This is a genomic window from Roseobacter sp. S87 (assembly GCF_055693285.1).
In genome coordinates this window covers 513901-527487 of sequence record NZ_JBVFTR010000004.1, presented here as the reverse complement: position 1 = coordinate 527487, position 13587 = coordinate 513901, and the positions used below count along the sequence as shown (strand labels likewise).

The following is a 13587-nucleotide window of genomic DNA, read 5'->3' as shown; positions in this document are numbered from 1 at the left end:
CCTGATACCCAACAATTGGGCGGTTTAAGCCCTAATCTCGCCCAGATTGCCTGCGACTTTACCTGCAATGGGACACGTATGCCCGGCGGGATCGTCGGGCCAGGCTGTCGCAGAGACCAGTGGGTGGGCTGATTATCGCCCCCTCTCCGTTGCTCTGCCGGCCTGTTGAAGGAAGAGGACGACGAGGCAATGAGCAGCACAATGCCACAACCCGATACATCGCTTATCGTGGCCTGCACGGTCAGCCGCGATGTACAGAACTTTGATCTGCTGATCGAGGATATGGAACTGGCGCTGGGTGAGAACTGGGGTGATCTGGGTTTTGCCGAAGCACTGGCGTTTTTCGGGCAACCCGAGGCGCAGGCGCTTGAATTTATTGCACTGGCGATGGACGAGACGGACGAGGACAACCTGCCCCTCATGGGTGAAATCATCACCCAGGCCAAAGCCCGGAAAATCAAAGTCATTCTTATCGCGGAGGATGTGACGCCTGCGTCGCTGCACTCGCTTCTGCGCCAGGGAGCGGATGAGTTTGTCCCCTATCCGCTGCCTGAAAATGAACTGGCCGAAGCGATCGAGCGTGTTCGCGCTGCTGATGAAATCGCGGCAGCCAGCCAGACCCACGCACTCAAGTCCGACAATCACAAAGAAGGTGCTGTCATCGTTGTGCACGGCCTTGCCGGCGGCACCGGGGCGACAACTCTGGGCGTCAATCTGGCCTGGGAACTGGCCACGGCACAGAAAGAAGACGGACCCAGTGTCTGTTTGCTGGATCTTGACCTCCAGTATGGCGCAGTTGCGACATACCTCGACCTGCCCCGCCGCGAGGTGGTGTACGACATGCTGTCAGACACCGAAGGCATGGACGACGAAATCTTTGGCCAGTCCCTGCTGACGTTCCAGGACAAACTGCAGGTTCTGACCGCGCCGACCGATATGCTGCCGCTGGACCTGATGTCTTCAGACGACATCAACCGCATTCTGACCATGGCCCGCCGCCACTTTGACTATGTGGTGATCGACATGCCGTCGACGCTGGTGCAGTGGACAGAAGCCGTTCTGCACGCAGCGCACGTTTATTTTGCATCCATCGAGATGGACATGCGGTCCGCCCAGAACACACTGCGGTTCAAACGTGCCCTGCAGTCCGAAGACCTGCCCATCGAAAAGTTGCGCTACGTGATGAACCGCGGACCGAAGTTCACCGATCTGTCCGGTAAGAGCCGCGTGAAACGTATGGCTGAATCGCTGGGCATTTCCATTGACCTCCTGATGCCCGACGGCGGCACCCCGATTGTTCAGGCAGCCGACCATGGCATGCCGCTTGCAAGCTCAGCGCCCAAAAACCCGCTGCGCAAAGAAATTTCCAAACTGGCCATATCGATCCTCGAACTTCAGTCGACCGATGTCCAGGCTGCCTGATGCATTAAAGGAATACGCGTATGTTTTCTAAGTACAAAAAGCCCTCTGCGGCAGCGCCGGCCAGCGAAGTTAAGCCGGACGACAAGGTAACGAATATCGCGCCTGCCGGTCAGGCCCCTGCCACGGCGCCCGCGGTCACACGCAAGGCGCCGCAGGCCGTTCCGGCCCAGGTCGCCCCGGCGGACAAAGAACGCAAACGAAAGGAACGGATGGGCGAGATCAAACTCGACCTGCACCGGGTTCTTCTGGAAAACCTGAACCTGTCCGCTCTGGAGCATGCGACAGAACAGGATCTGCGTCAGGAAATCAGCGCCATTGCGAGCGAATTCCTCGAAGAGCGCAGCATCGTTCTCAACCGTGAAGACCGACAGACCCTTACGTCAGAACTCTATGACGAAGTCACGGGTCTGGGCCCGCTTGAAACGCTGCTGCAGGATGAGACGGTCAACGATATTCTGGTCAATGGCCCGCAACAGATCTTTGTGGAACGCTCAGGCAAGCTGGAACTCACTGACATTACGTTCAAGGATGAACGTCACCTGCTCCGGATCATCGACAAAATCGTCTCTGCCGTGGGGCGTCGTGTTGATGAATCCAACCCCTACGTGGACGCCCGTCTCAAGGATGGCTCGCGTTTTAACGCCATGGTGCCGCCGGTTGCGGTGGATGGGTCGCTGGTCTCTATCCGGAAGTTCAAAAAAGACAAGCTTGGAATTGATGATCTTGTAAATTTCGGCGCTTTCACTGAAGAGATGGCTGCATATCTGCAAGCCGCTGTGGCAACGCGCCTGAATATAATCGTGTCCGGCGGTACAGGTTCGGGTAAAACGACCACTCTGAACGCCCTGTCTTCATTTATTGATAACGCTGAACGGATCCTGACGATTGAGGATACCGCGGAACTCCAGCTGCAACAGACGCACGTCGGCCGCATGGAAAGCCGCCCGCCCAACGTTGAGGGCAAAGGCGAGGTTTCCCCGCGCGACTGTCTGAAAAACGCGCTTCGGATGCGCCCTGACCGGATCATCGTTGGTGAGACGCGTGGCGAGGAAGTCATCGACATGCTCCAGGCCATGAACACCGGCCACGACGGATCCATGACAACAATTCACGCCAACTCCGCCCGCGATGGTGTTTCCCGTCTGGAAAACATGATCGCGATGGCCGGGATTGAGATGCCGCTGAAAGCGGTACGTTCGCAGATTTCATCTGCTGTGAACCTGATCGTGCAGGCCTCGCGTCTGCAGGACGGATCACGACGCATGACCTCGATCACAGAAGTGACGGGCATGGAAGGCGAGGTGATCTCCATGCAGGAGATTTTCCGGTATCAGCGTGTGGGTCTCACACCTGAGAACAAAATCATTGGCCATTTCACTGCCACAGGCGTGCGCTCTGCTTATGCCGAACGCTTCCGGATGTGGGGCTATGATCTGCCGCCGACGATCTATGAACCTGTTGCTGCCGAATAAGGATCAGGAAAAATGTCTGCAGAACCAATTATTTATGGCTTGATCTTTGTCGGCGTACTGGTGCTCGTCGAAGGTCTGTATCTTGTCACCTTCGGGAAATCCATTTCTCTGAACAGCCGAGTGAACCGCCGGCTTGAAATGCTCGACAAGGGCGCTGGCCGCGAAGAAGTTTTTGAAAAGCTGCGCAAGGAAATGCAGCAGCACATGAAGAGCCGCACGATCCCGCTCTACTCCATGCTCGGCGAAAAAGCTCAGAAGGCCGCGATCGCCTTTACGCCGCAGCAGCTGATCCTGATCATGGCCGGACTGGCTGTGGTGGCCTTTCTTGGCCTGACTGTGGGCACCGCGACGTCGCTGCCGGTCCGTATCGTTATGGCTGTAGGTATCGGCGTTGGCGCGGTTTTCTTCTGGGTCTCCAGCAAGGCGAACAAACGTCTTGGCATGATTGAAGAACAGCTGCCGGATGCCGTTGAACTGATGGTTCGGTCGCTGCGGGTGGGTCATCCTTTCTCCTCGGCCATTCAGATTGTGTCCAAGGAAATTCAGGACCCACTGGCATCAGAATTCGGCATGATTGCCGATGAAGCCGCCTACGGCCGTGACGTGGGCGATGCCCTCAAAGAGATGGCGGAGCGTCTCGACATGCAGGATCTTCGCTTTCTTGCGGTTGCCGTGACCATCCAGCAGACATCCGGCGGTAACCTCGCCGAGATCCTCGCCGGTCTCGCCAAGGTGATCCGGGCCCGTTTCCGTCTGTTCCGCCGCGTCAAGGCGATCACGGCTGAGGCAAAGTGGTCCGGCAAGTTCCTGTCAGCCTTCCCGGTCGTCGCTTTGATCGTCATCAACGTGAGCGACCCGAACTACTACGACGAAGTGCGCGACCACGCGTTGTTCATTCCGGCGTGTTTTGTTGTGGGGATTCTGCTCGCACTCAACCTGCTGGTCATGCGTATCCTGACCGATATCAAAGTGTAAGGAACCGGACTCATGGAAATCTTTGCCAACTTAAACGAAAAGATCATCGACATCCTGGGTCCGCTTGGCCCGATGATCCTGCTGGGGACTGTCGGTCTGGTCATGGTGGTTATTACGGTTGCGATGATGCTGTCGCAGCCCGAAGACCCCATGGAAAAACTGAAGCGTTCAGTTCAGAATCCGAATGCGGCCAAAACCCCGGAAAAACGCCTGCGTCAGGGTGAGCGCAACGAGCAGCTACAGAAGTTTGCATCCTTCCTTGAACCCAAGGACGTGGCCGAGCTCAGCAAGAAACAGCTCCAGCTCCGTCAGGCCGGGTATCAGAGCAAGGACGCCGTCCGGTTCTTCCATTTTGCACAGTTTGCCCTTGGTATTCTGGGTCTGATCCTTGCCTTTGTGTATCTGAACCTGCTGGGCGGCGGTGAAGGCTTCAGCACGCAGAAGATGATGATCTACACGCTCGTACCAGGTGCGATCGGGTATTACCTTCCAACCTACTGGGTCACCCGCCGTGTTGAGACGCGCAAAGAAGAGATCACTCGTGGTTTCCCCGATAGTCTCGACCTGATGCTGGTCTGTGTCGAAGCCGGCCAGTCACTTGACCAGTGTATCGTCCGTGTTGCGCGCGAACTGCAGGCCTCCTACCCGGCGCTCGCACAGGAATTTGACGTCGTCGCCTACGAGATGAAAGCGGGCAAGGATAAAACCACTGTCCTGAACGACATGGGCGAACGCTGCGGTGTGCAGGACGTGTCCTCTTTCGTGACCGTGCTGATCCAGTCGGCAACCTTCGGTACCTCCATCGCGGAAGCGCTGCGTGTCTACGCCAGCGAGATGCGCGACAAGCGCGTGATGCGCGCCGAAGAAGCCGCAAACAAGTTGCCAACAAAGATGACCCTTGCCACTATGATACTGACCGTGCCGCCACTGCTGATCATCCTGGTCGGCCCGTCGGTACACGGTATCACGCAACTGGGGAACATGGGCGTCAACTGATGAACCGACGGCTCGGGCGGGTCACTTCTCCCGCCGCCATCCTTATCGCAAGCCTGGGACTTGCCGCCTGTACAACGGGCGGCATTTCCGCACCTGAGGATACGGTTTTCGCGCCGGGCGTGGACTATTCCGAAGATGCAGTGGACGGTGTCGAGGTCGGCAACCGGCTGCTGGCTGCAGGTCAGTTCGAACTGGCCATCAAATCATTCAACCGGGCAGCACTGGACCGTGGCGGGATTGATACAGAAATCCTCGCCGGTCTGGGCACGGCACATCTCGGACTGGGGCGTCTGGCTCAGGCGGAAAGCCTTCTGCGCCGCGCGGTCGAGAACGATGACGCGCAACCGTCTGATCTGAACAACCTTGGTGTTGTCCTGATGGAGGCCGGAAAAGCGGCCGAAGCAGAGCAGTATTTCCGCCGCGCCTTCGCACTCGACAATGGCGAAAGTGCCGCAATCCGGGACAATCTGCGCTTAGCGCTCGCAAATTCAGAAATTTCTGCTACAAATAATCCACAGGCAAACAATAATGACTACGCATTGGTGCGGCGGAGCAGAAGCGAATTCACTATCCAGTCGTCACCATGACCGAGGCAAGAGCAGAAAAAAGGACGCAAAAATGCGCCGACCAGTTTATCTGTCCGCCACCCTGGCGGGCGCTATAGCCGTAGCGGCATGTACTCCCAGCGGTGACGAAACTGTTGAACGGGCCTTTCAGGACGTCAACGTCATCGATGAATCCGATCTTTCCGATGTGATGCTGACTGTTGCGGACCCGAACGAGGCCGTCGCCTTTTTCAGCCGCACAATCAAGGAAAGCCCTGACCGGATCGACATCCGGCGCGGGCTCGCAGTGTCCTATGTCCGCGCCAAACGGTACACCGAAGCGGCCGCAGCATGGAAATTCGTGACAGATCACCCGGAAACGGTGCCCGAGGACAGCGTCAACCGCGCCGACAGTCTGATCCGTTCAGGCGACTGGGCGACTGCGGAAACGGTGCTGGACACGATCCCCCCGACGCACGAAACCTTTGGCCGCTACCGGCTCGAAGCGATGGTGGCCGACAGCAATCAGGAATGGGAACGTGCGGACAGTTTCTACGAAATTGCTACGGGGCTGACGACTACACCGGCCAACGTTCTGAACAACTGGGGTTATTCGAAACTGACGCGCGGTGACCTGCGCGATGCAGAGCGTCTCTTTGGGGAAGCGATCCGTCAGGACAACACCCTGTTCACGGCCAAAAACAACCTCGTGCTGGCGCGCGGCGCACGCGGCGATTACAGCCTGCCGGTCATCCCGATGACCCAGATTGAACGCGCGCAACTACTGCACACCATGGGCCTGACCGCCATCAAACGGGGTGATGTCACTTCCGGCAAAAGCCTGCTGCGCGACGCAATAGAAACGCATCCTCAGTACTTTGAACCGGCAGTACGCGCGCTCGAAGCGCTGGACAACAAGACCGCTTCAGGCTGATACCATGGCGCTGTCGTCTTTTGCTGCGTGGTGGTTCCTGCCATTCGTTCTGCCCGTGTGCTTTTATGTTGCGTGGACAGACCTTGCGCGCATGAAAATCACGAACAAAGCGGTGATGGTGCTGACGGCGATATTCGTTGTTGTCGGCCCCTTTGTGCTCGCGGATCTGCCACTCTATGGCTGGCAGCTTGCCCAACTGGTGATCATGCTGGTCCTGGGTATCGTTCTGAATGCCGCAGGTGCGATGGGTGCAGGCGACGCGAAATTCATCGCGGCATCTGCCCCTTACGTGGCGCTGGGGGATCTGCGGATTGTCCTGGCTCTTTTTGCCGCGATGCTGCTGGCCGCCTGGTGTACGCACCGTCTGGTCAGAGCCTCCCCGCTGCGGCGTCTGGCCCCTGAGTGGGAAAGCTGGGAGACCGGAAAGCGGTTCCCGATGGGCCTCGCTCTTGGTCCAACGCTTGCCCTTTATCTGTGCCTAGCTGCACTCAATGGTGCCTGAATTAAGCCATTTTTTCCCTTTAGGTGACAGTGTAACGCCCGGCTCCTGCCGGGAAACCGCCTGACACGAGGGAAAACATCAATGAACATGCAGACCGCCAACGTAATGTCGCCACCGCCTCCCCGGACGCTGGACGAGATGCGCCTGCCGACGGTCATGATGCGCGACATTCTCCTCAAAACCATGTTCCGCAAGAACATCGACATGGTCAGCGATCTGAGCAAAGCGATCTGTCTGCCCATCCCCGTCACGCAGGAACTGGTGGACATGGCGCGAACACAGCGCCTGCTCGAAGCGACAGGTACGCTCAACGCCAACAACGGCAATGAAATGGGCTATCAGCTGACCGAACAGGGCAAATCGCGTGCCCTCGATGCGCTGGCGCAGTCAGAATACTTTGGCGCAATGCCCGTGCCGCTCGATGTCTACAGCGAACAGATCAAGCGCCAGTCCGTGCGTAACGTACAGATCACCCGGGATCAGCTGACAAATGCCATGGGCCATCTTGTTCTGCCCGACAGTCTTCTGGGTCACCTCGGCCCGGCGGTGTCTGCCGGACGGTCAATCCTGATGTATGGCCCTCCGGGCAACGGTAAATCCTCCATTTCCAACGGCATCCGCGACGCTCTCGGCGACAAGGTATTTGTGCCGCGGGCAATCGAATATGCAGGCCAGGTCATCACGGTCTATGATCCCATCGTGCATTCCGCTGCCGAGGAATATGAGGATAATCCCAATTCACTGCGCCGTGCGACGCCCTATGACATGCGCTATGTTAAATGCGAACGGCCCACGGTGATCACCGGGGGTGAACTGTCGCTCGACATGCTGGACCTGGTGTACAACCCGACGGCCCGGACCTATCAGGCGCCTTTGCAGCTGAAATCCACCGGCGGCATCTTCATCGTCGACGACCTTGGCCGCCAGAAAGAGCCTCCCCAAAGCATCGTAAACCGCTGGATTGTTCCGCTTGAGGAAAGCAAGGATATTCTGGCGTTGCAGTCCGGCGAGAAATTCGAGGTACCGTTCGACACGCTGGTTATCTTCTCCACGAACTTTCACCCGAATGAGATTTTCGACCAGGCCGCCCTGCGCCGGATCTTCTTCAAGATCAAAATCGACGGGCCGAACCAGGAAAACTTCCTGAAAATCTTTGCCATGGTCGCAAAAAAGCGGAAGATGCCGCTGGATGAGGCCACGCTGGTACACCTGCTCAAGGTCCGCTACCCTGAGATCGACAACGTTTATGCCAATTACCAGCCGATCTTCCTGATCGACCAGATGATCTCCATCTGCGAATTCGAAGGAATCCCCTACCAAATGTCACCGGAGCTTGTGGACCGCGCCTGGGCAAACATGTTCGTCAAGGACGAGCATATTGTGAAATGATCGGCGTTGCCGGATGCGGTCGTATGGGCGCGCCGATGCTGGCCGCCCTGCGCGCTGCCGGTTTCGACGCGCGCGGGTTTGACGTCAGACCGGTGCAGGCCTCGGGAATTACCACCAGCGCCGCTGCGTTCACATCCGGGTTGAAAACCCTGATCACCGTCGTCCGGGACATTCCGGAAACGCACGAAGTGCTTTTCGGTGAACAGGGGTTCGCCTCTGTTCCGGGACTGGAACGTATTCTGATCTGCTCCACCCTCAGCCCGGTCTATGTGGCTGGGCTGCGCGACCTGATTGCGCCCCATATCACGCTGATCGACGCGCCGATGTCCGGCGCACAGATCGCCGCCCGGGAGGCAAGGCTGACCTTTATGCTGGGCGGCACTACCGCGGATATCGACGCTGCACGGCCTCTTTTGCAAGCCATGGGGTCCTCTCTGCATCATATGGGCGGTTTCGGCGCCGGGATGCAGGCCAAGGTCCTCAACAACCTGCTGGCGGCCTCGAATACGGCAATGACACGCCTTGTGCTGGACTGGGCAGAAGCGGGTGGGATCGATCCCGACCGGCTACTGGCGCTCATCCACACGTCATCCGGTCAGAACTGGTTCGCCTCTGGCGGCACGGACATCGAATTTTTCAATGAAGGTATGGATGCTGAAAACTCGATCGGCATTCTGGTCAAGGACATTGAAAGCGCGCTCGATGCGGCGCCGGACGGCGCGGACACGTCCCTGCCACGCACCGTCCAGGCAGCGATCCGGGAGCTGAAGCCCCGCAGCTGAAACAGGCCTGACGGGTTTTAAGACTGGCCGGTTTTCCACCATGCGCTATCCTGCTGTTCATGCCCGGATTGCCCGATACATTCACAAACTGGTTTGCCTCGCGTGACTGGTCCGTTCACCCGCACCAGCAGGCGATGCTGGACCGGGCGGATGACCCTGCTCTGCTGCTGATCGCACCGACGGGCGGCGGTAAAACGCTGGCCGGTTTTCTACCCACGCTGACGGATCTGGCCACCACCCCGCACGATGGTCTGCATACTCTTTACATTTCGCCACTCAAGGCGCTGGCAGCTGACATCAAACGTAACCTGACCACACCGGTCACCGAAATGCAGCTGCCCATCCGGATTGAAGACCGCACCGGCGACACACCGGCCAGCAGAAAGAAGCGCCAGCGGGCCGACCCGCCGCATATTCTGCTGACAACACCTGAAAGCCTGGCTCTGCTCACAAGCTACGAGGATGCCCCGAGAATGTTTGCCGGGCTGAAGCGCGTCATCGTAGACGAAATCCATGCGCTGGCGGAATCAAAACGCGGGGACCAGCTGATGCTGGCGCTTGGCCGTCTGCAACAGCTTTGCCCTGACATGCGCCGCGTCGGTTTATCAGCGACCGTCGATGACCCGCAGGCCATTGCCCGCATGCTGGCCCGCCATCCGGATCCCTGTGACATCCTGCACGCGGACCCCGGACCGGCACCGGATATTTCCATGCTCACAACAGAAGAGGCACCGCCCTGGGCCGGTGGCAACGCCGCTTATTCCATCCCGGCCGTGCTGAACGAAGTCCGCAAACACAAAACCGCGCTGATCTTTCACAACACCCGGGCACAGGCAGAGATTTTCTTTCATAATCTGTGGCTTGCCAATGACGATGCCCTGCCGATCGGCATTCATCACGGATCCCTCGACCGGCAGCAGCGCGAAAAGGTCGAAGCGGCGATGGTGCGGGGCGATCTGCGGGCCATTGTCTGTACCGGCAGCCTCGATCTGGGCATCGACTGGGGCGATGTCGATCTGGTCATTCAGATCGGCGCGCCCAAGAACGTCAAGCGGCTGGTGCAGCGGATCGGCCGTGCAAACCACCGGTACAACGCGCCGTCAAAGGCGCTTCTCGTACCCGCCAACCGGTTCGAAGTTGTCGAATGCGTTGCAGCTCTCGACGCCGTGCGCGCAGGCGATCTGGATGGCGATCCGGGCCGACGTGGCCCCCGTGACGTTCTGTGCCAGCATATCCTGATCACCGCCTGTGCGGGTCCTTTTGATGCTGCGGCCCTTTACGAGGAAGTCACATCAGTGGGCGCATATGCGGACCTCGCGCGCGATGAATTTGACCGGTGTCTCGATTTCTGTGCGACGGGCGGGTACGCGCTGCGGGTCTATGACCAGTGGCAGCGGCTGTTGCAGACTGCCGACGGCAGATGGCAGCTGCGCGACCCGCGCGCAGCCCGCCAGATCCGGATGAACATCGGCACGATTCAGGACACCGACACCCTGAAGGTCAGGCTGCGCCGGAGCCGCGGTGGCAAACCGCTGGGCGAAATCGAAGAGGGGTTCGCCGCCTCGCTGACACCTGGCGATACCTTTCTGATCGGTGGTCAGATCGTGCGCTATGAGGGGCTGCGCGAAATGACGGTTGAGGTCAGCCGGAACGCCGCCAAAAAGCCTAAGGTTGCTACCTTTATGGGGACGAAATTCGCAACGTCCACACAGCTGAGCGCGCGGGTGATCGAGATGTTCCAGCAAAAGGACTGGCCTGAACTGCCGGCGCATACCGCCGAATGGCTTGCGCTGCAGCGTAAGGTCAGCGCACTGCCTGCTCCGGGTCGCCTGCTGATCGAGAGCTTTGCGCATGACGGGCGGGAACAGACGGTTGTCTATGGCTTTGCCGGCAGAAACGGACAGCAGACACTGGGCCTGCTGCTGACGAAACGCATGGAAGAAACCGGCCTCAACCCGCTGGGATTTGTCGCGACCGACTACGCGACCCTGATCTGGGGGCTCGACCGGATTCACGAGCCTGCCCCGCTTTTCGATCTGGATGCGCTGCAGGACGGGCTGGAAACCTGGCTCGCGGGCAACGCCGTGATGAAACGGACATTCCGGGCCAGCGCGACCATTGCCGGGCTGATACAGCGTAATACACCCTCTGCCCGAAAGACCGGCCGCCAGGCAACCTTCAGCTCTGACATCCTCTATGACACGCTGCAGAAATATGACCCGGGGCATCTGCTGCTGGACATCACGCGCGAGGAGGCACTGCGCGGCCTCGTTGATTTTGGCCGGATCGAGGAGATGGCGCAGCGTGTAGCGGGCCGGATCGATCACAGGGTACTCGACCGGGTCAGCCCGCTGGCCGCACCGATGTTCCTGGAGATGGGCCGGGTTCCGGTGAAAGGCGCCGCAGAGGAACGCCTGTTGGCAGAAGAAGCCGAGCGCCTGATGGAAAGCTCCGGTCTGGCGCAGATCACCCCGCAGCCGGCCGACAGGCCGCGCTGGCGCGTCGGGTACTGATGTCTTGCGCCCGCGCCCGCGTTGCGGCATGAACAAATCATGAACTACCACGACTTCTCTTTCGCCGGTGTGCCGCTTCGGGCGTTGGGCTCCGGAGCGCTCTGGTGGCCGGGTGAGAAATTACTCTGCGTCTCGGACCTGCACTTAGGGAAATCTGAACGCGTTGCCCGGCGGTCAGGACAATCGCTGCCCCCCTATGAAACCCGCGATACGCTGACCCGACTGGGCGAAGACCTTGCCTTTACGAATGCGCGTCAGGTGATCTGCCTTGGTGACAGCTTTGATGATCTGTCCGCGGCGGACGCGCTGCCGGACGCAGAACGTCTCTGGATCACACGGCTGCAGGCCGGACGCAGCTGGGCCTGGATTGAGGGGAACCATGATCCGGGCCCGCTGGAATTCGGCGGCACGCATCAGCAGGAGGTCAGCCTTGGCCCGCTGACCTTCCGGCATATCGCCCGCGACGGCGCGCGTGGCGAAGTGTCCGGACACTACCACCCTAAGGCCGCCCTGCAGGTGCGCGGGCGGCGGGTGACACGCCCTGCCTTTTTGTTTGACAGCGCCCGCCTTATCCTGCCGGCCTATGGGACCTACACGGGCGGGCTCAGTTCACACGACAGCGCGCTTGCCAGCCTTATGGGACCGGACGCATTTGCCGTGCTGACGGGTCCGCAGCCGTTACGGGTGCCAATGCCGGGAAGGGAAACTGCCGTATGACCGAAGACGAACTCGCGCGGATCAATGCAAGTTTTGATGCGCAGGCCATGATGACGACACTTGGTGCCACCATCGCAGATATTTCGCGCGGACAGGTCGTGATCGAGGCTCCCATTCTGCCCGGCAGCCTGCAGCAGCAGGGCTTCGGACATGCCGGTCTCACATTTTCGATTGGCGACAGCGCTGCGGGATATGCGGCGCTGACAACAATGGCGCCGGAAAATGAGGTGGTCACGGCAGAGATCAAGATCAACCTGCTCGCCCCTGCGCGCGGTGACTATCTGCGGGCGACCGGGCGTGTCATCAAACCCGGCAAGCGGCTCGTGGTTGTCAGCTCCGAAGTGCACGCCATTACCGGTAGCGACGCGGTTCTGATTGCAGTGCTGCAGGGCACAATGGTTCCTGTGCCCCGCTGATTTCCAGACCCGACCAGATCAGGCGGTGAGACCTTCCGGTTCGGCAAGACCGTTTGAGCGGCAGCAGGCTGTGACTGTATTCGCCAGCAGGCAGGCAATCGTCATCGGGCCAACACCGCCCGGCACAGGTGTGATTGCGCCAGCAACGGCTGCACAGCTGTCATAGTCCACATCCCCAACGAGGCGGGTTTTGCCTTCGCCACGCTCTGGTGCATCCAGACGGTTGATGCCCACGTCGATGACCGTCGCGCCCGGTTTGATCCAGTCGCCCGGCACCATTTCCGGGCGTCCGACGGCCGCCACAACGATATCTGCGCGGCGGACCACGTCGGCCAGATCCTTCGTGCGGCTGTGCGCTATCGTCACGGTGCAGCTGTCGCCAAGCAGAAGCTGCGCCATTGGTTTGCCAACGATATTGCTGCGCCCGATCACAACAGCGTCCATACCAGAGAGCGAGCCGTGATGGTCGCGCAGCATCATCAGACACCCAAGCGGCGTACAGGGCACCATGGACTTTTGCCCCGTGCCCAGAAGGCCGACGTTTGAGATGTGGAAGCCATCCACATCTTTTTCCGGGCTGATCGAATTGATCACAAGGTCTTCGTTCAGATGACCAGGCAGCGGCAGCTGAACAAGAATCCCGTGGATTTCCGGATCGTTGTTCAGCTGTTCGATCACTGCCAGCAGATCGGCCTCGGACGTATCCGCATCCAGCCGGTGCTCGACAGATTTCATGCCCGCCTCAACGGTCATCTTACCTTTGGAACGCACATAAACCTGACTGGCGGGGTCCTCCCCAACCAGCACAACAGCCAGACCCGGCGTGATGCCGTGCTCAGATTTCAGACGGGTCACATGCTCCGCCACCTGGGCGCGCACCTGCGCGGCAAAGGCTTTTCCGTCAATGATTTTGGCTGTCATCTG

Annotated in this window: 13 protein-coding genes; 12 read left to right on the top strand and 1 reads right to left on the bottom strand. The window is 59.4% G+C overall.

All coding sequences use genetic code 11. The features are described 5' to 3' along the window. Positions 1 to 189: 189 nt before the first annotated feature. The 12 genes from ACZ1HA_RS03425 (at position 190) to ACZ1HA_RS03370 (ending at position 12663) form a co-directional block, all read left to right on the top strand. Complete coding sequence (locus tag ACZ1HA_RS03425; RefSeq protein ID WP_375228359.1) at positions 190 to 1422, top strand: CpaE/TadZ family protein; 1233 nt, start codon at positions 190 to 192, stop codon at positions 1420 to 1422. Positions 1423 to 1442: 20 nt separating this feature from the next. Next, complete coding sequence (locus ACZ1HA_RS03420; RefSeq protein ID WP_472712878.1) at positions 1443 to 2894, top strand: CpaF family protein; 1452 nt, start codon at positions 1443 to 1445, stop codon at positions 2892 to 2894. A gap of 12 nt (positions 2895 to 2906) precedes the next feature. Continuing rightward, on the top strand, positions 2907 to 3869 hold the full coding sequence (locus tag ACZ1HA_RS03415) for a type II secretion system F family protein (RefSeq protein WP_375228361.1): 963 nt from the start codon (positions 2907 to 2909) through the stop codon (positions 3867 to 3869). 12 nt (positions 3870 to 3881) lie between these two features. Next, on the top strand, positions 3882 to 4865 hold the full coding sequence (locus ACZ1HA_RS03410; protein WP_375228362.1) for a type II secretion system F family protein: 984 nt from the start codon (positions 3882 to 3884) through the stop codon (positions 4863 to 4865). Next, a complete protein-coding gene (locus tag ACZ1HA_RS03405) occupies positions 4865 to 5452 on the top strand; it encodes a tetratricopeptide repeat protein (RefSeq protein WP_472712877.1) in 588 nt (195 codons plus the stop codon). Before ACZ1HA_RS03410 ends, ACZ1HA_RS03405 begins: the two co-directional genes overlap by 1 nt. 31 nt (positions 5453 to 5483) lie before the next feature. Then, positions 5484 to 6344: a tetratricopeptide repeat protein gene (locus tag ACZ1HA_RS03400; protein WP_375228364.1), complete on the top strand. Its 861-nt coding sequence runs from the start codon at positions 5484 to 5486 to the stop codon at positions 6342 to 6344. A gap of 4 nt (positions 6345 to 6348) precedes the next feature. Next, positions 6349 to 6846, top strand: coding sequence for a prepilin peptidase (locus ACZ1HA_RS03395; protein WP_375228365.1), 498 nt, complete (start codon positions 6349 to 6351; stop codon positions 6844 to 6846). 81 nt (positions 6847 to 6927) lie between these two features. Continuing rightward, the gene (locus ACZ1HA_RS03390; protein ID WP_375228366.1) at positions 6928 to 8235 is read left to right on the top strand and encodes an ATPase; all 1308 of its coding nucleotides are present in this window, start codon (positions 6928 to 6930) and stop codon (positions 8233 to 8235) included. Next, a complete protein-coding gene (locus ACZ1HA_RS03385; protein WP_472712876.1) occupies positions 8232 to 9017 on the top strand; it encodes an NAD(P)-dependent oxidoreductase in 786 nt (261 codons plus the stop codon). Before ACZ1HA_RS03390 ends, ACZ1HA_RS03385 begins: the two co-directional genes overlap by 4 nt. 59 nt (positions 9018 to 9076) lie before the next feature. Beyond that, positions 9077 to 11530: a ligase-associated DNA damage response DEXH box helicase gene (locus tag ACZ1HA_RS03380; RefSeq protein WP_472712875.1), complete on the top strand. Its 2454-nt coding sequence runs from the start codon at positions 9077 to 9079 to the stop codon at positions 11528 to 11530. 39 nt (positions 11531 to 11569) lie between these two features. Continuing rightward, complete coding sequence (gene pdeM, locus ACZ1HA_RS03375) at positions 11570 to 12247, top strand: ligase-associated DNA damage response endonuclease PdeM (RefSeq protein ID WP_472712874.1); 678 nt, start codon at positions 11570 to 11572, stop codon at positions 12245 to 12247. Further along, positions 12244 to 12663, top strand: a complete 420-nt coding sequence (locus tag ACZ1HA_RS03370; protein ID WP_472712873.1) for a PaaI family thioesterase — start codon at positions 12244 to 12246, stop codon at positions 12661 to 12663. Before pdeM ends, ACZ1HA_RS03370 begins: the two co-directional genes overlap by 4 nt. An 18-nt stretch (positions 12664 to 12681) precedes the next feature. Here ACZ1HA_RS03370 and folD read toward each other — a convergent pair whose 3' ends face one another. Then, complete coding sequence (folD, locus tag ACZ1HA_RS03365) at positions 12682 to 13584, bottom strand: bifunctional methylenetetrahydrofolate dehydrogenase/methenyltetrahydrofolate cyclohydrolase FolD (protein ID WP_472712872.1); 903 nt, start codon at positions 13582 to 13584, stop codon at positions 12682 to 12684. Positions 13585 to 13587: the final 3 nt, after the last annotated feature.

Coding starts and splice junctions, on each gene's coding strand:
- ACZ1HA_RS03420 (WP_472712878.1), top strand. CDS start 1,443: ATGTTTTCTAAGTACAAAAAGCCCTCTGCGGCAGCGCCGGCCAGCGAA.
- pdeM (WP_472712874.1), top strand. CDS start 11,570: ATGAACTACCACGACTTCTCTTTCGCCGGTGTGCCGCTTCGGGCGTTG.
- ACZ1HA_RS03395 (WP_375228365.1), top strand. CDS start 6,349: ATGGCGCTGTCGTCTTTTGCTGCGTGGTGGTTCCTGCCATTCGTTCTG.
- ACZ1HA_RS03425 (WP_375228359.1), top strand. CDS start 190: ATGAGCAGCACAATGCCACAACCCGATACATCGCTTATCGTGGCCTGC.
- ACZ1HA_RS03385 (WP_472712876.1), top strand. CDS start 8,232: ATGATCGGCGTTGCCGGATGCGGTCGTATGGGCGCGCCGATGCTGGCC.
- ACZ1HA_RS03410 (WP_375228362.1), top strand. CDS start 3,882: ATGGAAATCTTTGCCAACTTAAACGAAAAGATCATCGACATCCTGGGT.
- folD (WP_472712872.1), bottom strand. CDS start 13,584: ATGACAGCCAAAATCATTGACGGAAAAGCCTTTGCCGCGCAGGTGCGC.
- ACZ1HA_RS03370 (WP_472712873.1), top strand. CDS start 12,244: ATGACCGAAGACGAACTCGCGCGGATCAATGCAAGTTTTGATGCGCAG.
- ACZ1HA_RS03390 (WP_375228366.1), top strand. CDS start 6,928: ATGAACATGCAGACCGCCAACGTAATGTCGCCACCGCCTCCCCGGACG.
- ACZ1HA_RS03380 (WP_472712875.1), top strand. CDS start 9,077: ATGCCCGGATTGCCCGATACATTCACAAACTGGTTTGCCTCGCGTGAC.
- ACZ1HA_RS03405 (WP_472712877.1), top strand. CDS start 4,865: ATGAACCGACGGCTCGGGCGGGTCACTTCTCCCGCCGCCATCCTTATC.
- ACZ1HA_RS03400 (WP_375228364.1), top strand. CDS start 5,484: ATGCGCCGACCAGTTTATCTGTCCGCCACCCTGGCGGGCGCTATAGCC.
- ACZ1HA_RS03415 (WP_375228361.1), top strand. CDS start 2,907: ATGTCTGCAGAACCAATTATTTATGGCTTGATCTTTGTCGGCGTACTG.